At 53.9% G+C, this 20,314-nt stretch carries 17 protein-coding genes and 2 tRNA genes; 15 read left to right on the forward strand and 4 right to left on the reverse strand.

Annotation, left to right across the window (positions count from 1 at the left end; translation table 11 throughout):
* Positions 1–23: 23 nt before the first annotated feature.
* Positions 24–884: a hypothetical protein gene (locus OVO38_RS11065; RefSeq protein ID WP_267208511.1), complete on the reverse strand. Its 861-nt coding sequence runs from the start codon at positions 882–884 to the stop codon at positions 24–26.
* 85 nt (positions 885–969) lie between these two features.
* On the opposite strand from OVO38_RS11065, the gene OVO38_RS11070 reads away from it, so the two are divergent.
* Together OVO38_RS11070 and OVO38_RS11075 are read left to right on the forward strand one after the other, a co-directional pair.
* A complete protein-coding gene (locus OVO38_RS11070; RefSeq protein ID WP_267208512.1) occupies positions 970–1,536 on the forward strand; it encodes a DUF501 domain-containing protein in 567 nt (188 codons plus the stop codon).
* Positions 1,533–2,582: an exopolyphosphatase gene (locus OVO38_RS11075; protein ID WP_416358593.1), complete on the forward strand. Its 1,050-nt coding sequence runs from the start codon at positions 1,533–1,535 to the stop codon at positions 2,580–2,582. The genes OVO38_RS11070 and OVO38_RS11075 overlap by 4 nt, the downstream gene beginning before the upstream one ends.
* Here OVO38_RS11075 and OVO38_RS11080 read toward each other — a convergent pair.
* A complete protein-coding gene (locus OVO38_RS11080; protein ID WP_267208513.1) occupies positions 2,497–2,769 on the reverse strand; it encodes a hypothetical protein in 273 nt (90 codons plus the stop codon). The two genes, OVO38_RS11075 and OVO38_RS11080, sit on opposite strands and share 86 nt — an antisense overlap.
* A 125-nt stretch (positions 2,770–2,894) precedes the next feature.
* On the opposite strand from OVO38_RS11080, the gene wecB reads away from it, so the two are divergent.
* The 11 genes from wecB to wecC all read left to right on the forward strand — a co-directional run bounded on the left by wecB (position 2,895) and on the right by wecC (position 17,062).
* A complete protein-coding gene (wecB, locus tag OVO38_RS11085) occupies positions 2,895–4,043 on the forward strand; it encodes a non-hydrolyzing UDP-N-acetylglucosamine 2-epimerase (protein WP_095537276.1) in 1,149 nt (382 codons plus the stop codon).
* 368 nt (positions 4,044–4,411) lie between these two features.
* Positions 4,412–5,710, forward strand: coding sequence for a glycosyltransferase family 4 protein (locus tag OVO38_RS11090; RefSeq protein ID WP_267208514.1), 1,299 nt, complete (start codon positions 4,412–4,414; stop codon positions 5,708–5,710).
* A 4-nt stretch (positions 5,711–5,714) separates the two neighbouring features.
* Positions 5,715–7,283 carry a glycosyltransferase gene (locus OVO38_RS11095; protein WP_267208515.1) on the forward strand — a complete coding sequence of 523 codons (1,569 nt, stop codon included), beginning with the start codon at positions 5,715–5,717 and terminating at the stop codon, positions 7,281–7,283.
* A 92-nt stretch (positions 7,284–7,375) separates the two neighbouring features.
* Positions 7,376–7,705 (forward strand): hypothetical protein, encoded by a 330-nt coding sequence (locus OVO38_RS11100; RefSeq protein WP_267208516.1) that lies wholly within the window; start codon positions 7,376–7,378, stop codon positions 7,703–7,705.
* Between the two features lie 4 nt (positions 7,706–7,709).
* Positions 7,710–10,352: a glycosyltransferase gene (locus tag OVO38_RS11105; RefSeq protein ID WP_267208517.1), complete on the forward strand. Its 2,643-nt coding sequence runs from the start codon at positions 7,710–7,712 to the stop codon at positions 10,350–10,352.
* The gene (locus OVO38_RS11110; RefSeq protein WP_267208518.1) at positions 10,345–11,211 is read left to right on the forward strand and encodes a hypothetical protein; all 867 of its coding nucleotides are present in this window, start codon (positions 10,345–10,347) and stop codon (positions 11,209–11,211) included. The genes OVO38_RS11105 and OVO38_RS11110 overlap by 8 nt, the downstream gene beginning before the upstream one ends.
* Positions 11,204–12,160: a hypothetical protein gene (locus OVO38_RS11115; RefSeq protein ID WP_267208519.1), complete on the forward strand. Its 957-nt coding sequence runs from the start codon at positions 11,204–11,206 to the stop codon at positions 12,158–12,160. Before OVO38_RS11110 ends, OVO38_RS11115 begins: the two co-directional genes overlap by 8 nt.
* 3 nt (positions 12,161–12,163) lie before the next feature.
* Positions 12,164–13,807: a heparinase II/III domain-containing protein gene (locus tag OVO38_RS11120; protein ID WP_267208520.1), complete on the forward strand. Its 1,644-nt coding sequence runs from the start codon at positions 12,164–12,166 to the stop codon at positions 13,805–13,807.
* A gap of 169 nt (positions 13,808–13,976) precedes the next feature.
* Positions 13,977–14,924, forward strand: a complete 948-nt coding sequence (locus OVO38_RS11125; protein ID WP_267208521.1) for an ABC transporter permease — start codon at positions 13,977–13,979, stop codon at positions 14,922–14,924.
* On the forward strand, positions 14,908–15,720 hold the full coding sequence (locus OVO38_RS11130) for an ABC transporter ATP-binding protein (RefSeq protein ID WP_267208522.1): 813 nt from the start codon (positions 14,908–14,910) through the stop codon (positions 15,718–15,720). The genes OVO38_RS11125 and OVO38_RS11130 overlap by 17 nt, the downstream gene beginning before the upstream one ends.
* Before the next feature lie 103 nt (positions 15,721–15,823).
* On the forward strand, positions 15,824–17,062 hold the full coding sequence (wecC, locus tag OVO38_RS11135; RefSeq protein ID WP_267208523.1) for a UDP-N-acetyl-D-mannosamine dehydrogenase: 1,239 nt from the start codon (positions 15,824–15,826) through the stop codon (positions 17,060–17,062).
* A gap of 220 nt (positions 17,063–17,282) precedes the next feature.
* Here wecC and OVO38_RS11140 read toward each other — a convergent pair.
* Positions 17,283–17,358 (reverse strand) — tRNA-Asn (locus OVO38_RS11140).
* A 123-nt stretch (positions 17,359–17,481) separates the two neighbouring features.
* On the opposite strand from OVO38_RS11140, the gene OVO38_RS11145 reads away from it, so the two are divergent.
* Positions 17,482–17,555: transfer RNA gene (locus OVO38_RS11145), tRNA-Ile, on the forward strand.
* A gap of 63 nt (positions 17,556–17,618) precedes the next feature.
* On the opposite strand, the gene OVO38_RS11150 is transcribed toward OVO38_RS11145, so the two are convergent.
* Complete coding sequence (locus OVO38_RS11150; RefSeq protein WP_122086449.1) at positions 17,619–18,056, reverse strand: hypothetical protein; 438 nt, start codon at positions 18,054–18,056, stop codon at positions 17,619–17,621.
* A gap of 367 nt (positions 18,057–18,423) precedes the next feature.
* Between OVO38_RS11150 and OVO38_RS11155 the strand changes: the two genes are divergently transcribed.
* Positions 18,424–20,199: a DUF726 domain-containing protein gene (locus OVO38_RS11155; protein WP_267208524.1), complete on the forward strand. Its 1,776-nt coding sequence runs from the start codon at positions 18,424–18,426 to the stop codon at positions 20,197–20,199.
* Positions 20,200–20,314: the final 115 nt, after the last annotated feature.

Below are 20,314 nucleotides of genomic sequence, written 5' to 3' on the forward strand. Positions count from 1 at the left end.
CCGAACCCGGACCCGGCGCAGCACTAACCCGATTCGCCGAGAAGCCGCAGCCCGTCCCGGAACTCGTCGTCGCACATGAGCGCGGCCCAGTCCCCGCCGAACGACAGGGCGTACTCCAGCACCGCGGATTGCACGAACGAGGGCGGTGCCGCGTGCCCGTCGCCCCAGTCGCCCGGCATTGCGCACCAGTCCACGCCGTACCTGTCGCTCAATGCATCGGCCCACGGGCGGTAGTGGTTCCGAATGTGGAACGCGTCGTCACGATTTTGCAGGTAGAGCACCTTGTTTGGCATCACTGCCGAATACACCGCAACCAAGTCTGTGGTCACATCATCCGCGCCTCCCAGCCAGCACGTGTCCACGTATTCGCGCACCCGCTGCTGGTAGTACTTCAGAATGTCGGTCTGCGGGTTCATCGCTACTGCTAGCGACCCCGGCAACTGCAGCGAGTAGTACAGCGCCGCAAACCCGCCGGCTGAGGGTCCCTGGCACACGACCACCTCGGCACCAAGCTCCTCCACCACGTGCTCAATCACGCGCACCAGATCCCGTTGGAGTGGCCGCTCCCGGTCTCCCGCGAACCAGCCGATGGACAGCCCCAATTCCAGCGACGGGTCCGATACGAACAGCACGGAGGCGTCGAGATCTTGCGTGACCTTCTGGCCCGTAAACACTGGAAGCGTGGCAGAAGACAGGTCAACCGCTGCGTGGAACGCCACCACGAGCGCGTTGCTCGAGCGCCGCACCAGTCGCACCTCCAACGCCCCAGCGCCGTAGCTCATGGCATGGATCCCGCTCGGCACGTTCCTCGCCGCAAACTCGTCGAGGCTCCCGTACGTGTACACGTCGCCCGTGTACCGCGAGTAGTCGCGCTCAGGATGCACGGTTCCTCCAATCGTGGCCAGACACTGCATCCAACCTACCCGCCGCGCCCAGTGCCCCGTGCGCACGCTATGCGACAATAGCCCCATGCAACACGAAACCCCCACGCAGGACGACCTCGCCACCGTCGCCGAGCAGCTCGGCCGCGCGCCCCGCGGCGTCCTCGCCATCGCCTACCGCACGCCCGACGCCCAGCCAGCTGTGCTCAAGACCGCGCCAAAGCTTGACGACGGCACGCCTTTCCCAACCCTCTACTACCTCACAGACCGACGCCTGACCGCCGAGGCGTCCCGGCTCGAGGTCGCCCAGGTGATGAAGTGGATGGAGTCCCGCCTGAATGAGGAGTCCGACAACGGCGAGGCGCTGCGCAAGGACTACCTCGCCGCGCACGAGCACTACCTCGCCGAGCGCAACGCCATCGAGGACCTGGGCACGGACTTCTCCGGCGGCGGGATGCCGGAGCGGGTGAAGTGCCTCCACGTGCTTATCGCCTACGCGCTTGCAGAGGGCCCAGGCCGCGTCCGCTTCGGTGACGAGGCCGTCGCCCTTGCCGCCGAGCACGGCAACCTCCGCGGCTCCGCGATCCCCGCGGACTGGCCCACGCTCGAGGACCTGGGCATCACCCTCGACGAGGCAGGGGAGGGGCTCGCATGACCGCCCCACAGCACGCACCAATGACCGTCGCTGCCGTCGACTGCGGCACCAACTCCATCCGCCTCCTCATCACGCGCCGCGACGACGACGGCTCGCTGACGGAGGTCACCCGCGAGAACACCATCGTCCGCCTCGGCCAGGGTGTGGACGAAACCGGTCGTTTCAACCCGGAGGCCATCGAGCGCACCCGCCAGGCGCTTGCCGGCTACACCGAGCGCATGCGCGCCGAGGGCGTGCAGCGCGTCCGAATGGTCGCCACCTCCGCCACCCGCGACGCCTCCAACCGCGAGGACTTCTTCGCTATGACTCGCGAACTCCTCGGTCAGATTCAGCCGGGTGCGCAGGCCGAAGTCATTTCCGGCGAAGAGGAAGCGTACCTGTCGTTCCGTGGCGCCACGGCGGACATCGACCCCGCCCGCGGGCCCTTCTGCGTCATCGACCTCGGCGGCGGTTCCACCGAGTTCGTCATGGAGCAGGGTGCGCGCTCCACCCAAATGGGGTGCGTCCGCATCACCGAGCGCTTCATGCGCACGGACCCACCGACCGCCCAAGAAACCGAGTCCGCGCGCGCCTACATCCGCGATCGCATCGCCGAGGCTGCCGAGGTCGTCCCCTTCGCCCAGGCCCGCACGTTCGTGGGCTGTGCGGGCACCTTTACGACGCTTTCCGCACTCGCCCAGAACCTCGACTCCTACGACCCCACGCGCATCCACATGTCGGAGATCCCCTTCGAGCGCATGCGGGAGGTCACTGCGGACCTGCGTGCTCGCACCGCGTCGCAGCGCCTCGAGTACGGCCCGATGCACCCCGGCCGCGCCGACGTCATCGGCTCCGGCTCCACCGTCGTAGAGGAGATGATGGACGCATTCGCCGGCGAGGCCGACGCGTCCTCCTTCATCATTAGCGAGAAGGACATTCTCGACGGCATCGTGTCCGGCCTATTGACCGGCCTAGCCCGCCTTAGTCCTCGTCCGGCTCGAGAATCTGGTCCTCGAGCTCCGGGTTCTTCTTCCCCCGCAGCCTGCGACCCTTGCGCAGGTCCTTGACCTCGCGCATGCGCGGCTCGGGGTCAATCTTGTTCGCAATGGCCCTGCGGGTGGACTCCACCACCTGCTTGGTTACTGGCGAGTTCACCGCCGCCTGGGTGGCGTTGACAATCTGGTGGTAGCGCTTGCGGCCGGCCTTCGTGCCGAACACGTACCCGGCGGCTGCTCCGACAACGAATTGATACATGGCCCCCACCTTACTTGTGGGGCACGCCAAGGCAACGTTGTTATGCCGGATACGGTACTTTGAGTAGGAGTACCTAGAACTAGACCCGGCTGCGAGGAATTGTGTCTTCTCAACAACCTAAAGTTATGACCGTTTACGGCACCCGCCCAGAGGCGATCAAGGTAGCCCCAGTTATCAAGGCACTGGAGGAAGATGACAGATTTGAGTCTGTCGTTGTGTCGACCGGCCAACATCGAGAGATGCTCGAGCAGGTGAACAAGCGCTTCGGGATCGAGCCTGATCACGACATGGGACTGATGAAGCCGGGACAGTCCCTCAATGAGCTCGTCTCCCGGGCAATTCAGGGTCTTGATCCAATCATTAAGTCCGAAGCCCCCGACGTCATCATCTCTCAGGGCGACACCTCGACGGCAATGGCTGCTGCTCTCGCAGGCTTCCACAGTGGGGTTAAGATCGTTCACCTCGAAGCGGGGCTGCGTACCGGCAATATTTTCTCCCCGTTCCCGGAGGAAGCAAACCGCAAAATTATTGGCCAGCTCGCCAGCCTCCATCTCGCGCCGACCGAGCAGTCCAAGGAAAACCTTCGCCGTGAGAACTTCCGCAGCAAGGACATCGTGGTCACGGGCAACACGGTGATCGACGCCCTCTTGGCTGCCAAGGAATGGGACGTCGCATTTGATGACGAGCGCCTCCAGACCCTGCAGGACAATGATCAGAAGGTCGTGCTGGTGACCACCCACCGTCGCGAGAACCTCGACGCGATGACCGAAATCGGAGGTGCGGTGCAGGACCTTGCGAAGGCATACCCCGATTACGCGTTCGCACTCCCGCTCCACCTGAATCCGAAGGTCCGCGATGCGGTGCTTCCTGAGGTTGAGGATCTGCCAAACGTGATCATCACAGATCCGCTCCCGTATGACCAGTTCACTGCACTACTGAATCGTGCGTACCTCGTGCTCACCGACTCGGGCGGTGTGCAGGAAGAAGCGCCCTCGCTCGGTAAGCCGGTTCTGGTCATGCGCGAGAACACTGAACGCCCTGAAGCTGTGGTCGCTGGCACAGTGAAGCTCGTGGGAACAGATCGCGAACGAATTGTGGCGGAGTCGAAAAACCTTCTCGATCAGGACGCTGCCTATGAAGCGATGGCGAATGCGATTAACCCTTACGGAGATGGACAAGCAGCTCAACGATCTGTTGCAGCGGTGGCAGAGATGCTTGAAGTTGGAAAACGGCTGGCGGATTTCATGCCGACGGAGCTTCCAAAATCAGTTTGAACAGATCACGACTTATTCGATAGAGCACAATAGGAAACTGTGAACCTGTCTGGTGCCGAACTACCAGAGATTTCGCTCATTCTCTTGTTATTAGAATCACCAACAGGTGGGTTTTTCAAAATGCTCGTCTATTAGGAACATAAGCTAGTAGGTTGCGACTTGCCTGGTGTTCTGTCCGCAAATTGAGTCAAGACCGGCAATCGTATTCTGCCCGCCAAGAAGTAGAAGCCTCCAAGCCACGAATCGGCAATGAAAATAGCCCACCGGAGCGACAGGGGGCGAACCTCGATGCCGGGCGCGTGAGGGTAGACTTGAGGAAGTTGGTTAGTACGTTTATTCAACTTATTAGTATCTAAAAGGAGCTCGATTTGAAGATACTCGTGTTTTCTCAATATTGGGCGCCTGAAAACGGGGTTCCGCAACGCCGTTGGCAATGGCTGACGGAGCTCTTGATTGGTGAGGGGCACGAACTTTTAGTAGTAGCTCCGCCACCCCATTACCTTCGAAAAGTTCAGCTCGGGGATTGGATTAAGCAGAGGAAGAGCTACCGAGTAGGTCGTATCGACAGAGGCGTACACGGTGAGCAAATCTTGAGAAGTGGTTTCTTGCCTGCGGGGAACTCGGTGACTGAAAAAATAGTAAATCAGGCCTCGGTGGCCGTCGGCATGTCGTTAGAGTTGGTTAAATCCCGTGAAACACTAACGAGATTTAATCCAGATTTAATCGTTGGTACCGTACCTGCAATCCCGACCGCGTTAGTAGCTTTTTTGGCTTCAAGAGTGATGAGAACGCCGTACGCTATCGACTTGCGCGACGCATGGCCGGACCTTCTAGACCAATCGAGTGAGTGGAATCGTGGTTTGGGTAAGAAGTCATTCAAGGAGCTGCTCTTAAGCAGGGGGCCCCTACAGATCCTGCAATTTACTGTGCGGAAAGTGCTTGATATGGTCCTTGAACGAGCAGATGGATTGATCGTTACGTCTGGCTATTTGGAGAGGCAGCTCAGCAGGAAGTTTGAAACTTCCGCTAAGAGGCCAATCACTACCATACGAAACGTCTTCCCTTCACACTCGACCGCCCAAGAAAGCTCAGTCGAGATGCGGTCTCGTAGTGAACTCAACGTTCTCTATGCTGGGACTCTTGGCCGCGCGCAGCACCTTCAAAATGTAATTCAGGCGGCAAGAATCGCGCGCGATTTGGGTCTAGTAGTATCCCTCCGATTTGTCGGCGCAGGTTCTGCAAAAAAGACTCTCATTAAGGATGCTGAAGAGGGAGGGGTATCCATTGAATTCGTGTCACAGCATCCGTCAGATGAATTGTCGAATTTTTATGATTGGGCGGATACCGCGCTAGTTCACCTAACGGATTGGGAACCACTTAGGCGCGCGGTTCCATCAAAAACATATGAATTGATGGAAGTAGGAAAACACATCAGTGGCGTCGTCGAAGGGGAGGCTGCAGACCTCATTCGTGAGCTAGGTGCCGGACATGTTGTTAAGCCTGAGGATCCTTACGCGCTTGCTCAGCTTTGGCTTTCTCTAGCTCGGGACCGCAAACTCCTTCAGGTAGATCGTAAAGCATCGCAATGGGTACGACACGAGAGAGAGTCGGTCGTACCGCGCCGGTTAAATAGCTTTCTCTCGGCTTTGGGCGGTGAAGGGGTCTAGGCTCATGCGGAAACTTCGTGGCACCGTCTTCTTAGCTGGATACTTGTTTTTTCAAATGGTAATCAGCCCGTCGGAACTCGTTGGGAAGGCTAGCGAGTGGTCCCGCAAGAAGGGAAAGTGGAATCTCCATCGTTGCATCGAGCTTTTTTGGTCAGCGTTCGGGGCGAGTTCCAAACAAAAGATATGGAACTATTCGGATTTCCTATCATCATATGAGTCGCTCCCGTTTCTTCAAAAACTACGAAATACTGGTCGTTTCTTGCAGGTAAAGCGAGAAATGACTCTCTTTACTATTGATCCGACAGCGAGATCGATTGACAATACACAAACCTTCCAATCCGAGCATTGCGTATTAATTATTGCAACAAATTCCTTACCGTATACGCAATCGGGCTATACCCTTCGCACGCACGAAACTGCGAAAGCGCTTGTAGCCAGTGGAATGGAAGTGCAGGTGGTTACACGATACGGCTATCCCCTGGTGATAGGTGAACGGCCGGTGCAGGACAGCGAAGTGGTAGACGGGATTCGATATTGGCGTGTGCTTCCTCGAGCATTTCATCCTGGTGTGATGCAGCAGATTGACTTCGCCGTAGACCGGGCTAGCACAATTGCCCAAAGCTTTCACGCAAATATTGTTCTCACTACCACGGACTTTCACAATGCAATTGTCGCGCAGCGGGTCGCAGCGCGATTGGGGGTTCCGTGGATTTACGAGATGCGTGGGGAGCAAGAGAAAACTTGGTTGAGTAAGCTTCCTGCTGCCGACCGACAGTTTGCGCGCAATTCTGACAAATATCTGTGGACGGTCCGTCAAGAGGCTAAATTCGCCCAAGATGCGGACGCTGTTGTGACTTTGGCTAGCACGCTTTCGGATGTTGCAATAAGTAGAGGGGTCTCCGAACCTAAAATTTTTGAAATACCAAATGCTATCGGCGATACCATCTTTGACATCAAGCTGAACAAGCAAGGCGCGCGCCGTCAGTGCGGACTGCCAGACGAAAACATCATCGGGTACGTCGGGTCCATAGTTCGATACGAAGGCTTGGAACTTTTGCTATATATGGTGGCCTTGGATAGAAGCGTTCGTGTACTGATAGTAGGGGATGGGGAAGATTTGCCGAGGTTGATGCGTTTGGCGCAAGCGCTAGGCGTCGAAGGCCGCGTGCATTTTGTTGGGTGGAAGCGACCCGAGGAAGTCGCCATCTGGTACAAGTGTCTAGATATGTTTGTAGTTCCCCGCGAGGACTGGGATGTATGTCGAAGTGTTCCTCCGCTCAAGGTTCTCACTGCCATGGCGTTGGGGGTGCCAATTCTGAGCGCTGACCTACCAGCGCTTAGGTATATAACTGGGAATTTGGGAACCTATGTGAAGGGCAGATCTGCCGACAAGTACCTGGATAAAATGCAAAAACTTCTTGAGGCTCCACCGGATCCTGAGCCACTAATTCAATGGGCTAAGTCGCACACCTGGAGTCGCAATGCTGTGAAATATGAGGTAATATTCAATCGTCTTAAGCGGAGAAATAGTTCAAAAATCAAGGTGCTAAAACCCGAAAATCGGGCAAAGTAGGGTCTACCTTTTACCTATAGATGAACTGTGTGGTTAGGCAGATTTGAAACGGTAGACCGCTGTTCTTGAATTGGCGGAGTATGGAGAGACGAATGGCGCAGGAAAGCTTACGACTGCGAGCGCAGAATTCTCGCAGCGGAGACGTGGATACAAACTATGCTGGGGTGACCCATTTTGTAGGTGAGTTGATTGATGAGCTTGATGGGGTTTATGCCAAGTTAGCGTATGAAGCGGATCGAGATGAACGTCTCTTGAAAGGCATCTCAAAGCGGGAACGGGAAATCGAACTGCTGAAGAGTCGAATTTCGAGCCTCGAGACACGAGAAAAGCAATTGGAAGCAGAGTTGCAGCGGTTGAAGAATACGAAGGGTTATAGATTGCAACAACGCTATTGGCGACTTCGTAAAGCTGCAGGGAAGTGAAAAAATGAAAAGTAGTGCAATATCTAATCAGCTGAAACGAATTGATGCCCTGCGGGTTACAGTGCAGAGGGCGAAAAAAGACCTCAAGAAGCTCAAGCGTTATTCCTCGAACCTAGTATTTCGAGACGCAGTTGAAGGCGAGCACGACTTCTTTCGTCCGTCCACTGGCAGACAGGAATATATGAAGCGATGGGATCACTATCGTCCCCAAGTCGAATCCAGAATCTCATCTTTGCTGGCGGAGTCGGCTGAGCTGCCGGCCTCTGAAGCGCAACGTTGGGACAGAAGACGCAATGTAAATATCGGCATCGTCGCAGATCCCTTCCTATTTGAATCTCTCGAACCAGCCGCAAACTTTATTCCGGTCACACCGCTTAACTACGAGGAGGTGGTTGCTAAAATTGACCTTCTTCTAGTTGTTTCAACGTGGCGTGGATTGGACGGAGAATGGCACGGGGCTTCGCAGAAGGCTTCATCGAAGCGAAAGCTCCTGGAATTGAAGGTTATTCCTCTTGCCAAAGAAAGAGGTGTCCCAGTTGCATTTTATTCGAAAGAAGATCCGCCAAATTACGAAACGTTCCTAAGCACTGCTAAGCGTGCTGATGTGGTTTTCACTTCTTCTATAGAAAAAGTGAAAGCATACAAGAAGGATCTTGGGGAATCGGTACCGGTATTCCCGATCCGGTTCGGCGTCAACTACAAGAAACACAACCCTCTAGGGTGTATGAGGCACGAGGGTCGGGAATTAGTTTTTGCCGGCTCGTGGATGGCTCATAAATACAAGACTCGTGCGCGAGACGCAAAGCGAATTTTTGACGGGGTAAATGATTCATCGTCCAGCCTCACGATTGTGGATCGAAATCTCGATTTGGATCCGGAGAAGTTCTCGGATCCTGACCGATACCTTTATCCCGAGGACTTTCTTCCAAACCTTCACGGTCCACTCGACCATGATGAGGTCCTCCGTCTGCAGAAGTTGCTGCCTCTAGCGATTAATTTGAATTCGGTAGTGGGAAGCCAAACGATGTTTGCTAACCGCGTAGTTGAGCTTTTGGCGATGGGAACGTTGGTTATCTCGAACTACAGTGCTGGCGTCAATTCACTCTATCCTTCGGTTGCGTTGTTGCATTCAGAGCTAGACACAAAGAATTTCATCGACACCCTATCTCCCGCGTATATCAGATACTGTCAGGCTGAAGGTATTCGTGAGGTTTTTAACAATGACACGGCATTTGACCGGGTGGACCAGATCCTCGACGCTGTTGGGGTGGACTACGCCCGACAGGATCACAGAATTCTAGTTGTCGCGGCATCGCGCACTCAGTTTGAGAAGTTCTGTGAAAGCCAAGAGACTGAACGTCCTCTGACCTACGTATCCGCCGAAGAGTGGGACTCTCTGGTCGGTGGCGTCGACGGCGACGTAGTAATTCGCCTGGATCGTCTCACGGTGTCGGGTCCAGACATCGTGAATGATGTTGTCGCGACCTTCAGGTATTCGGATGTGGCGTCTCTGAAATTGCTGCCTTTTGATACCGAAGAGTTGGCGTATGAACCTGAAAACGTCGACTACCCTGCGAACCAGTGTGAGGTGTTCTGGTTAGAGCAAGGTCAAAAGGCTGCTGAGACGCGCGTCGCATCCTCTTTGGCGATTCTGACGAGTTGCTCAACATTTAAAGTTCGTGAGGAAAAGAACTCTTATGACTTAACTGTCATTGTGCCGACCTACAATAACGGCAAGCACCTCATTCACAAGTGCTTCAATTCTCTTTATCGGGGAAGTGCCTTTGAACGAACAAAGGTTTTAATAGTCGACGATGGATCAACCAGTCGAAAGACACGTGCTTGCGTCGAACTGCTAGAGCAGCGGTTTCCAAACGTTGAAGTTTACCGATTCCCTGAGGGAGGCTCAGGAAGCGCCTCACGTCCTAGAAACAAGGGACTGGAACTCACTACCACGCCGTATGTGACTTATCTGGATCCTGATAACGAGCAAGTACGTGATTCGTATGCGACCCTATTGAATGCTTGTAGAAGTCAAAATGTCGACTTTGCAATTGGCAATATGCTTCGTTTCAAAGGAAACGTTGTCACGGTAAACAACGCGAAGGTTTTGAGGGCAGCTAAGGCTAAGAGTGCGCCATTAGACGGCTATAACAAAGATCTCATCCAAAAAATGAACTTTCAGCCGATGAGTATTCAGGCTCTTGTCGCGTCTACTGAGTGGCTAAAATCACTCGGACTTGAGCAGCCGGTCGGTGCCGTAGGGCAAGATTCGTATTTCTTCCAGCAGATGATTTTCTATGCGCGTTCTATCACGATCACTACGCGCCCGATCCACGCATACTACGCAGCGGTTACGAACTCGACGGTGAATTCGATCTCTCCAAACTTTTACAGGAAGTATGTAAGCCTGGAGGAAGCTCGAAGTTCATGGCTGAAGTCGGTTGGGCTGTACGATGAGTATGGAAAGACAAGATTTAAGAAATTCCTCGAGGGATGGTATTTCGGCAAGCTCAACCAGGTTGCGCCCGCCGAACGTGCCGAGTGCTTGTCAATTCTAAGAGAAATTACTGCGTTGTATGGGGAAAGCGTAGTGAACGATCCAGACGTTATCGCGTTGTTCGCCGACGCTGATGCGGATGTCTAATGCTTTTGAGGAATGGCCGTGCTTCCACCCCGAAACGAGCCCGACCGCAATCTCAGCGTCAAGCGGGCGATTTAAGTTTCTTTTCAACGGTTACGCTGTTCCGTGTAACTTTGTGAAGAGCGAAAAATCGTCATCACGTCTACTGGTTACTCTAAACGGAGCTGTAAAGCGGGAGGCTGACAAAGATCCGCGCGAGATTTTCCAACGTAGAACTTGGTCGGATGAGTTTGAGTCCAATGTGCTGATGATTTCGGATGCTACGCTGCACCCGTCCAACAATATCCAAATTGGATGGGCGCAGGGGAACGGCACTGATGCACTGATCTCGGGAATGGCGAAGAGCGTTGAGTTTGTTCGTGATTCACTCGGAGCGAGGAATGAGGAGATAGTATTTTTCGGTAGCTCTGCCGGAGGCTTCCAAGCAGTAGCGCTACATAGCTGGTTTCCAGGATCTAGGTTCTTGGTCAACAATGCCCAGTTTGATTGGACCCTTTATCATCCGACTCATTCTAAAAGGATCGCTGCTCACTCTTATGGGGGGCTCGATATTCGCCATGTTCGAAAGTTGTATCCCAACATGTGCAACGTGTTTTCTCGATTTGTAAATGACCGCATACCTATCGCTGGTCGCTACTTGGTAAACGTCGCCAGTCCGGCTGATTTCGGTAAGCAACTCCCCGTGCTCACTTCTTTTATGTCGGCTCGAGCCAAGTTACAGCCTAGTATTGGTATGGATATTTCGGTTGGTTATTATGCCGATCCCAAAGCCGGTCATATGCCTTTGAATCGAAAGGCGACATTAAGGGAAGTTGCCTCTCTGCTAGAAGGGGTAAGTGTAGAGGGAGCGAGCGTTGACTGACCTCAATTACATACTCGACGTAGCGCGACGGTTTTCCGACCGCGCTGAGCTATCCGTTGGGCGGACCAAACAGTCTTCAACAATCGCAAAGTTGTTATTCGATGCGGCTGAGTCGAATCTTGCGAAGCGGATGCTAATGCAGCTTGCTCTGTGGGATGGTTCCAGGGTTCGCAGCCGTTTCGTGACAGACGTTTTGTGCCAACAAGCCTGTGAGTGGGCGGCTCTGCCGTTCGCGGGTCACGGAATTACCGATTCTAAGAAGGGGTGGCAGTTACGGCGGCTTCGTTCCGTTCACGACTCCGTGCGTCCACCAGCTACGCGGGCTAAAGCCGGCTTGTTCTATGTACATCCAATTGGCGATGCTCTGTTCGTAAAATGTGAAGGGCAGCAGGGTACAGGCACCCGGTTGGCGTTGGAAGATGGAGTGGAAAGCCTCCTGCGAGTTGTATTCAATGACGATTTGAAGTTTTGCAATGAGACGTTGCTTTTCGACGCGGATTCGTTCAACGAAATTTCCGTTGAGAGCTTCGTTGAACTTCTGGGTTCCTTGTCGGTCCTCTGGCCCATCAACATCGTGGGCATCGGCAAGGAGGAGTCGATAAAGTCTGTTTGGGAAAGGGATTTGTCGACTCCGGAGAACATTTTTTGGCTGTTGCGAGAGAACGAAAGGCTTGTTCCTCTCGGATGTGCTGGGCAGCCGATCAGTAAGCTGCAAGCGGGATGGCCCAACTGCGAACTGACTTTGGATGAGTTCCTGATTGTTCTGCAGTTTGCAAAAGCTGAAGTCCTACTACAATTAATCCCTGACAAGGCCTCGCGGGACCGTTTCACTTGTGAGTATATCGAGGAACTCTCGATCGGACGAAACGACCTCGTCAATCTTTCGCTACCGGCTAATTTTCAGACTGTTCAAAAACAGATTTTGGAACTAATTGAGATGGGAAAATAGGATATGTTCGACGAAAAATGTGTTTTGCCCCTTATCGGAGGATCTCAAAGCAAGCCAACCGCAGTTCAAAGGCGAATAGCGGACAAAGCTTTGGAAAACATTATCGAGCCATTTCCGAATTACGCCGACATTAAGTTTGGGCCCAATTTTGATTGGGAACACAAAGAACCTGGAATTGAGACGTCCTTTCAGCTTTACCTCCAAAATCTGAGAGTGGTCGGTACGTTGCTCGCTGAATTTAGCAGGTCGCAGAACATCGCATATTTGGAGAAATCAGAGGAGATTGTCCTTAGCTGGGTCGAGTACGTGGAGGCCGGAAACGCTACAGAGATGACCTGGTATGACCATGCTGTAGGCGCACGGTCGAGGGTTTTGATGCAATTCCTCGCTTGCATGGATGAAGCGGGGCGGGATTATGATCACGCGCGCTTCCGTGCGCTGCTCGAGCGCCATGCGAACCTGCTGATGGATGATTCACTGCATCGGATGAATAACCATGGTTTGATGATGGACATGGCCTTGATTTCAATGGGCCTCGGGCTTGAGCGCATGGACTACGTTTACCACGGACTTGGTCGAGCGGAAAGTATCTTCTGGCAAACCTTCAGCGAAACTGGAATGCATCAGGAAAACTCTCCCGAGTATCACAATATGGTGTCCAGGATGTACCGCGAGCTCGAACACTTTTTGATGCAAAATGAAATGTCATTTGGTTCAGGTGTTCTCCGCAAACTTGAGTTCTCAAGTCGGCATATGAATCGACTAGCTAAGCCAGATGGAAAAATCCCCGCTATTGGTGACACCGGCAGCCAACGGGCGGTGAAATCCTTCAACTGGGATAGTTTTCATGATTCCATGAGCGGCTTTTCTATCCTCAAGAGCGAGGAATGTCGAGCTTATTTGGCATTTATTTGTGGATATTCGGCGAAAGCTCATAAGCATGCTGATGACTTAAGCATCTTACTCAACTTCCAGGGTGAGGATTTTTTTGTAGACTCTGGCAAATATAACTATGGGAAAAACAAATTCCGGAGTTATGTAGTGTCTTACAAGGCGCATTCGTCTTTTACTCCAAACCGTGCTTACGCTCGCCCGGAAGACAATAGGTACTCGCGCGTCATAGCAACGGATCATTACCTGGATTCGTCAGAGTTTAAAGTAGCTTCTGGGCACAATCGGGGGTTTAAAGGTGCAAGATTGCGACGCTCCGTTTATATGGTTCCAGGTCACTCAGCGATTGTGATTAATGATTTGGGGCAATCGTCAAATAATGAGGCTTGGGTTCACCGTTTTGTCTTGTCACCTAAAGTTGAAGTCTCTGATGTCGGGCCCGGACGTGCGACGCTGAAGGCCGGCGAGGCTGAAGTGACTCTCGAGTGGTTGGGTGCAGAAATGCCAAATCCATCTATCGAGAGCGGTGCAATCGGAAAGAACTCTGTAAAAGCTGTGATTTCACAAGCGACCAACCGCGTCGCAAAAACCAAACATCTCGTGTTTACAAGCAAGAGAGGAAAGGCTGTCGATGCGAGCCTTGTAATCCACCTCGGTCCCGGATCCTCTACTCGTGTGGATGATTGTGGCACCTATTTTGCTGTGTCAAGCCAAAATTCGCACGGCACGGTCCAGCTACCGAAGTTTCAGATCTGAGATTGTGATCTTCAATGCAACGTAACCGTCGAGCGCTCTTTGCTTCATTGTTGCGGAGTTCCCGGTCCAAGTTCAGCTCGTGTTTGATTGGTGCGGTAGCAGAAGAGTACATTTGACGTCCTGTGTACTATTTTGAGATCGCATAACGCATGCGCAGGAGGAAGACGAAGTGGCCAAGCACCTGAAAGAAATGGGCGCTAAAGGTGGAAGCGGGGTGTTTTCAACTCCATCGATTCAGGACGAGGTCGACGACGCTACCTCAACATCTGATCTGCTGAGAATTGATACTTCCGGCCTTAAGGAGCTAAATTGTAGACCGAGCCTCGTGCGGTATGTTCGTGATCTTCACGACTGGCGACACTTTATTTTCGCGGACGCAAGAAGCAAAGCCCTGAATTCTGGCCGTGGAATGTTTTTGGGGCGTGCCTGGCTTGTTCTGCAGCCTCTTTTTGATGTTTCTGTGTATGCAGTAATTTTCGGTTTGATTCTCCACGTATCCCGAGGAATCGAAAATTACATAGGCTACCTTGTGATCGGCGTCGTGTTCTTTCGCTACATTTCGAGAGGGATCTCCTCAGGGGCTGGTTTGGTTCAATCATCGCGGTCACTTATAGCATCTTTTACTTTCCCTCGAGCTGCGGTTGTCTTTTCGGCGGTGATACGACAGTTTCTGGACAACCTCATTCCCCTGGTCGTTGCGTTGACCCTCGCGTTCGCCTATCAATTTCCCGCCGGGCCGAGCTGGACACTTGTTCTTCTTCCTCCTCTTTACGTCTTAGTGCACGTGTTCATCCTCGGGTTGATGCTTTTCATATCGAGGGTGACCGCTTTCATCCCGGACATTAAGCCGCTCATCGGGCTTTTTAATAGGGCCCTGTTTTTCACCTCGGGAATCTTCTATTCGCTAGAGCGTTTTGATGGACACCCTGTCATGGCGGCAATCATGCAGGGCAACCCTGTCTACCAATTTCTTACCGCTGCTCGGGACATCACTATTTACGGGGTGGTGCCACCATCGACAACGGTTCTGGCTTTGTTGGCTTGGACCGCAACGCTCTTTCTGCTGGGATTGATCTATTTCTGGAATGCGGAGGAGCGCTATGCAACAGTCGGCTAAGCCAACTGTGGTTGTCCAAAATGTATCGAAGAACTACACGCTAAACGCTCAAGGTTCGGACAAGTTCATTCTTCAACGTCGTACTCGTACGGTACCGGCAGTGAAACCCCTGAGCTTTGTTGCCTACTCCGGAGAGTCCATAGGCGTCTTGGGTAAGAATGGCTCGGGGAAATCCACATTGCTCCGGTTGATTGCCGGCACCGAGAGCCCTACCACTGGTCGCATACTGGTTTCTGAACGGCCAACTCTTCTGGGAGTGTCGGCGGCATTGCAGCAGAACCTTTCCGGTCGGCAAAATATTAAGCTCGGTCTTTTGGCCATGGGACTGCCTCCAGAGAGGGTTCGGACTTTGGAATCGGAGATCATAGAATGGGCCGACCTTACCGACGCAATAGATCGACCTTTGAAAACGTACTCATCAGGGATGGGTGCTCGACTCAAGTTTGCAATTGCCACCGCCGTGAGAGCTGACATCCTGTTGGTCGATGAGGCGCTCTCTACCGGCGATAGCACATTTGCGGCAAAGGCGCAGAAGAGGATGGATGGATTTCTAGACGCTTCCGGAACGGTCTTTTTGGTGTCGCATTCAGCATCGACTATTGAAAAAAATTGTGATCGCGCAATCTGGTTGCATCAAGGTGAACTTGTCACTGACGGAACGCCGAAGTGGGTTGTCACGCTATACCGCCGCTGGAGTAAGGCGGTTGCATCAGGCCGAACTAAGCAAGCCGAAGCGATTTTAGAGTATACAAAAAAGAAGTACGTGCCCGTGAGAATAGAAACTCATTCGGTATAGGATCATCAGCCATCAGATTGAAGAGTTTTGGGTCTGCTAGGATCTGAGACGTAGCCGATTCGGTCCAGAATGGGCTAAAAGATTCCGATTAGTGGGAGATTCTATGCACGTCGCCTTTGTAGGATTAGGTTATATTGGTTTGCCAACCGCGGTTGTTTTGGCGAACAGCGGTGTGAATGTCACGGGTGTTGATGTAAACGCCGGAAATGTGGAGCGGATTAACCGCGGAGAAGTGACAATTGTTGAGCCCGGCCTCGAGGAGGAATTGAAACAGGCTCTAGACAGCGGACGGTTCACTGCAGCTACAGAACAGCCCCATGCAGACGCATATATTATTGCCGTTCCTACGCCGTTCCTGCCGGATCACTCGGTGGACATGAAGTTCATCTACTCGGCAGCGCAAGCGATCGCACCGAAGTTGGAGGGAGGCGAGATCGTGATTCTGGAATCCACTTCTCCGCCGCTGACTACGGAAAAGATGGCAGCAAAGATCCTCGAGCTTCGGCCAGATCTTGTGGCAGACGGTGCCGAGAACCCGGATGCGAAGTCGGTGGTCTTCTTTGCACATTGCCCCGAAAGAATTCTGCCTGGTCGAGCGATGGAAGAACTCCGCACCAACGATCGTATTATTGGTGGCATGAGTGCGGAGGCTACTCGACGGGCTACAGAAATTTATGGCAGCTTCTGCAAGGGCGAACTGCTTCAGTCAGATGCAAAGACTGCAGAGCTGGCAAAATTGACCGAGAATTCTTTCCGCGATGTAAATATTGCGTTCGCAAACGAGCTTTCGCTTATCGCAGACGATTTAGGAATTGACGTTTGGGAGCTCATTGAGCTGGCCAACCATCACCCGCGTGTAAACATCCTGCAGCCGGGTCCCGGTGTGGGCGGCCACTGCATCGCCGTAGACCCTTGGTTCATTGTTTCCGCTGATCCTGAGAATGCAAAACTCATCAAATTGGCCCGTGACGTAAACGACGGAAAGCCTAGCTGGGTTGTTGATAAGGTTAAGCAAGCGGTAGATGGTGATGTTGCTATTGCGGTACTTGGTCTTGCATTTAAAGCTAATATTGATGACCTGAGGGAGTCTCCTTCCCTCGAAATCGCCGCGGATATTGCAAGACAGCTTACAGCTAATAAAGTACTTGCAGTTGAGCCAAACATTGAGACACTTCCTAACAGCCTTGCTGAAATTGGGAATGTTGAACTCGCGGGTCTGGACGACGCGGTGGAAAAGGCAGATGTGGTTGTTTTGCTCGTGGACCACGATGAATTCAAGCAATTTGATCGCGAACGCCTGGCTGGGAAAAAGGTCGTTGATACCAAGGGCGTTTGGCGGTAGCGAAATTGTGGCAGCAAAGGGCCTTTCCATTTTGAACGGTAGACGGGGCCCGAATCTACTACTGAGTCCGTAGGCATACTGACGCTTCATACGGGCTCAGATTTGGTTCTTAAACTCTGACTTGTTTATGACAGCAAAGTAGGACTCGGCTAACCAGTTATAGTGAGAGTAACCCGATGCGCAACCGAGCAAAGCCCGGGGATGCGGAAACCCCGGGCTTTGGCTCCTCCAACTGGGCTCGAACCAGTGACCCTTCGATTAACAGTCGAATGCTCTGCCAACTGAGCTATGGAGGAATACCTTCTCAGTATATGGGGATACGACCGCGATGGGAAATCCGGCCGGATCTTGTCCGAGGCTGAAGGTCGCGTGCGATGTTGTGAAGGGTATAGTTTTTACAGCGCTCTAGCGTTGATGATGGGGCTATAGCTCAGTCGGTTAGAGCCGCGGACTCATAATCCGCTGGTCGCGGGTTCGAGCCCCGCTGGCCCCACACATAGCCGGTGGCCGGAACCATGATTGGTCCGGCCACCGGCGTTTTGGTGTCAACCCTTGATTAGAACCCGGGGAAGAGGACCCGGTTCGTCTTGCCCACTTGGATCAGGGCCATCTTAATGGTGTCAAAGACGAAGAGGTCTCCACCCGGTGCCGCGAAGACGGTGGCGCCGCCGCCGTTACGGACAGACATCGGGCTGAGCTTCTCCGGGGGCTGGGTGAAGCCCTGGTTCCAACAAAGCTCGCCGACCCAGCCCTTTTCCACCTTGATGGCTGGAATGAGCTGCTGCGGCGGATTGCACTCCGGGTGAGCGGGGCGCGCGGCGTCGGAGACACACAGGGTGGTGTGGGAGGTGGGGTAGTCGTAGATCTCGCAGCGGACGTCGCCGCCTTGGTTGGAGTAGGTGTGCGTGGAGGCTTGGGCGGCGGGTGCGGCGAAGACCGCGGCGGCGAGGGTGGCGGCGCTGATGGCGAGGGCCGCGTGTGTACGGGATTTCATGGCTTGCTCCTAGTGCGTCGACAGGTCGTGCGGATGTATGGCACGTGTCACTGAGGGTAGTGGTGAGTGAGGGAGCTGGCAAGCGTGGATAAGCGAGACGACCCGGGCAACGCGAAATCCCCGCACTCCGTCTGAACTGCTTATCTAACTGGGCTCGAAGCAGTGACCCTTGGATTGCTACCTAAGACGCACGCTGAGTCCCTGTTTCGGAAGGATTGCGGGGACGGAGACTACTGACGGCGATCTCACAGAGCACTGCGGCTGGGTACAAGTCTCGATGAGGTGAAGTGAAGTTGGATATCTACGCCCACCCCTGACCGGATACTATAAAACTAGGTACTGAAAGATTTTGTAGGGATTCGGTGACATGTCCGAGAAGTTCTCAATTGAGTCGGATGCGATTTCGTTTACTCCAGGCGAAGGTGGAAACTTCACTCTGACTATGCGATCAGCAATGGGACGCTTGGTCACGGTGTCAAAAGAGGGGCAGGGGCAGGATCCGGTGGTTGACGGCGATCCCGAGCTAGCGCAGTCGCCAGCTATTGTGAACGCCCTCTGGCTGGCTGCTGTTGCTCAGCAGGAATTCAACGATTTGGTGCTCCAAAAGGAGAAAGTGATAGCCGACATCGAAGCTGGGGTGGCACTTGATGGCGGCCTCCTTACGCCGGATGCACAGCGGAAAATAGTCGAGGACTCGACAAAGACCGCCACGAAGGATTACGAGCGAAAATTTAAGGAACTTGTTAAACAGGCGAAGGAGGCTGCGAAAGCAGCCACGGGGCTTGGTGATCTCGTAGATTCCCTCGACGGCACTGGGGAAGAAGAGTGGTGTTCGCACTGCCTCGCCAAGACTCAGCACCAAAAGGCGTCGGACAAATCGCTTTACGTGTGTGCGTCGTGCGGTGCGGCAACTATGAAATGTAGCGCGATTGGGTGTGACCATTTTGCAGTGGCTGATCTCCGGCCAGTTCCAGTCCCTGTGTTTTGCGCAGAGCACACCCATCGCGTGCCAGATTTTGAACGCATCGATCACCGAATCGAAAACCTCACACAGTGGCGGGAGCTCCGCGAGTTTAAGGCTATGCACGTAGCGCGGGCTGCAAAGCTGTCTGCCACGGCTGTAGCAACGTTGGCGATTGGCGCGTCAGGTGGGCTCGCACTCGCGCCTATAGTGGGCAGTGCTGTTGGTACGACTGTCTTGGGGCTATCAGGTGCTGCTGCAACAAACGCGGGTCTTGCGGCGCTGGGATTCGGGTCCTTAGCCGCCGGTGGGCTGGGTATGGCCGGGGGCAGTATGGTTGTGGCCGCTGCCGGTGGTCTTTTGGGGTCAGCGTTTGGGGTGCAGGCGTTGAACTCTTACCTGGGTGAGGACAATTCTTTCGATATTCGGCGGGTGCGAAAAGGAGATGGCACACCGGTGCTCATAGCCCGTGGGTTCACCACGGAAAAGGATCCAGATTGGCGCAAGGAAGTAAAAGCGGTCGAATCTGCCTACTCCAATTCACCCATCTACCTCGTCGAATGGGGTAGCAAAGAACGTCGGGAACTTGTGTCCTTTCTTTCTCCAGGTGCCGGTGCAGCCGGGGGAGCTGCGCTTAAGGGAGTGGTTAAGCGTGCAAGCAAAAAGATTGCTAGGCGTGCTAACCCCGTAGGCCTAGCGATAGGCGCGGTGGATCTCGTGTCCAACCCATGGCATACCGCAGTCAACCGCGCGAACAAGACGGCGTTGGCTTTGGCTGCCATATTGCAGCGAACAGATTTGGAGTCCGTCGTCCTGGTTGGACACAGTTTGGGAGGCCGAGTCATGCTAAATCTGGCGACCGCGCTTGCTGGTACCGGGGATGCAGAACAGCAAGTTCAGGTCGAGGCAGTCCACTTGCTCGGTGCCGCAATCGGTCCAGATCCTCAGCGCGATCTATACGGTGAGCATTTCGCAGGCGTGATCCACAACTACCATTCGGGTAAAGACAAGGTTCTCGGCGTCCTTTATCCTGCCGCAATGCTTGGCAGCAAACCCATCGGTTTTGCAGGCGCCGAGGCGCCTTTTGTAGAAAATCACGACGTGAGCGACGTGGTGCAGTCGCACTCCGACTACTACGAGAATGTGGAGCTGGTAGGCAGCGGCCCGGTAACAGGTGCGTAGGAGCGGGCCGTTACGAATCGGTGCTTTGGAACCGTGCGTGAGAAGCCGGGGAACAGCACCTTGGCGGTTGTGCCGACCCGGCTGGAATCATTTTGGCGGTGTCGAGTACGAAGAG

Origin of the sequence: Corynebacterium sp. Marseille-P8863, assembly GCF_946902955.1 — a bacterium.
GTDB lineage: Bacteria > Actinomycetota > Actinomycetes > Mycobacteriales > Mycobacteriaceae > Corynebacterium > Corynebacterium gottingense.

Excerpts from the sequence above, each read along its gene's own strand:
- OVO38_RS11070 (WP_267208512.1), top strand. The coding sequence starts at position 970 with ATGCAACACGAAACCCCCACGCAGGACGACCTCGCCACCGTCGCCGAG.
- OVO38_RS11105 (WP_267208517.1), top strand. The coding sequence starts at position 7,710 with ATGAAAAGTAGTGCAATATCTAATCAGCTGAAACGAATTGATGCCCTG.
- OVO38_RS11155 (WP_267208524.1), top strand. The coding sequence starts at position 18,424 with ATGTCCGAGAAGTTCTCAATTGAGTCGGATGCGATTTCGTTTACTCCA.
- OVO38_RS11095 (WP_267208515.1), top strand. The coding sequence starts at position 5,715 with ATGCGGAAACTTCGTGGCACCGTCTTCTTAGCTGGATACTTGTTTTTT.
- OVO38_RS11120 (WP_267208520.1), top strand. The coding sequence starts at position 12,164 with ATGTTCGACGAAAAATGTGTTTTGCCCCTTATCGGAGGATCTCAAAGC.
- wecC (WP_267208523.1), top strand. The coding sequence starts at position 15,824 with ATGCACGTCGCCTTTGTAGGATTAGGTTATATTGGTTTGCCAACCGCG.
- OVO38_RS11100 (WP_267208516.1), top strand. The coding sequence starts at position 7,376 with ATGGCGCAGGAAAGCTTACGACTGCGAGCGCAGAATTCTCGCAGCGGA.
- wecB (WP_095537276.1), top strand. The coding sequence starts at position 2,895 with ATGACCGTTTACGGCACCCGCCCAGAGGCGATCAAGGTAGCCCCAGTT.
- OVO38_RS11080 (WP_267208513.1), bottom strand. The coding sequence starts at position 2,769 with ATGTATCAATTCGTTGTCGGAGCAGCCGCCGGGTACGTGTTCGGCACG.
- OVO38_RS11075 (WP_416358593.1), top strand. The coding sequence starts at position 1,533 with ATGACCGCCCCACAGCACGCACCAATGACCGTCGCTGCCGTCGACTGC.
- OVO38_RS11110 (WP_267208518.1), top strand. The coding sequence starts at position 10,345 with ATGTCTAATGCTTTTGAGGAATGGCCGTGCTTCCACCCCGAAACGAGC.
- OVO38_RS11150 (WP_122086449.1), bottom strand. The coding sequence starts at position 18,056 with ATGAAATCCCGTACACACGCGGCCCTCGCCATCAGCGCCGCCACCCTC.
- OVO38_RS11130 (WP_267208522.1), top strand. The coding sequence starts at position 14,908 with ATGCAACAGTCGGCTAAGCCAACTGTGGTTGTCCAAAATGTATCGAAG.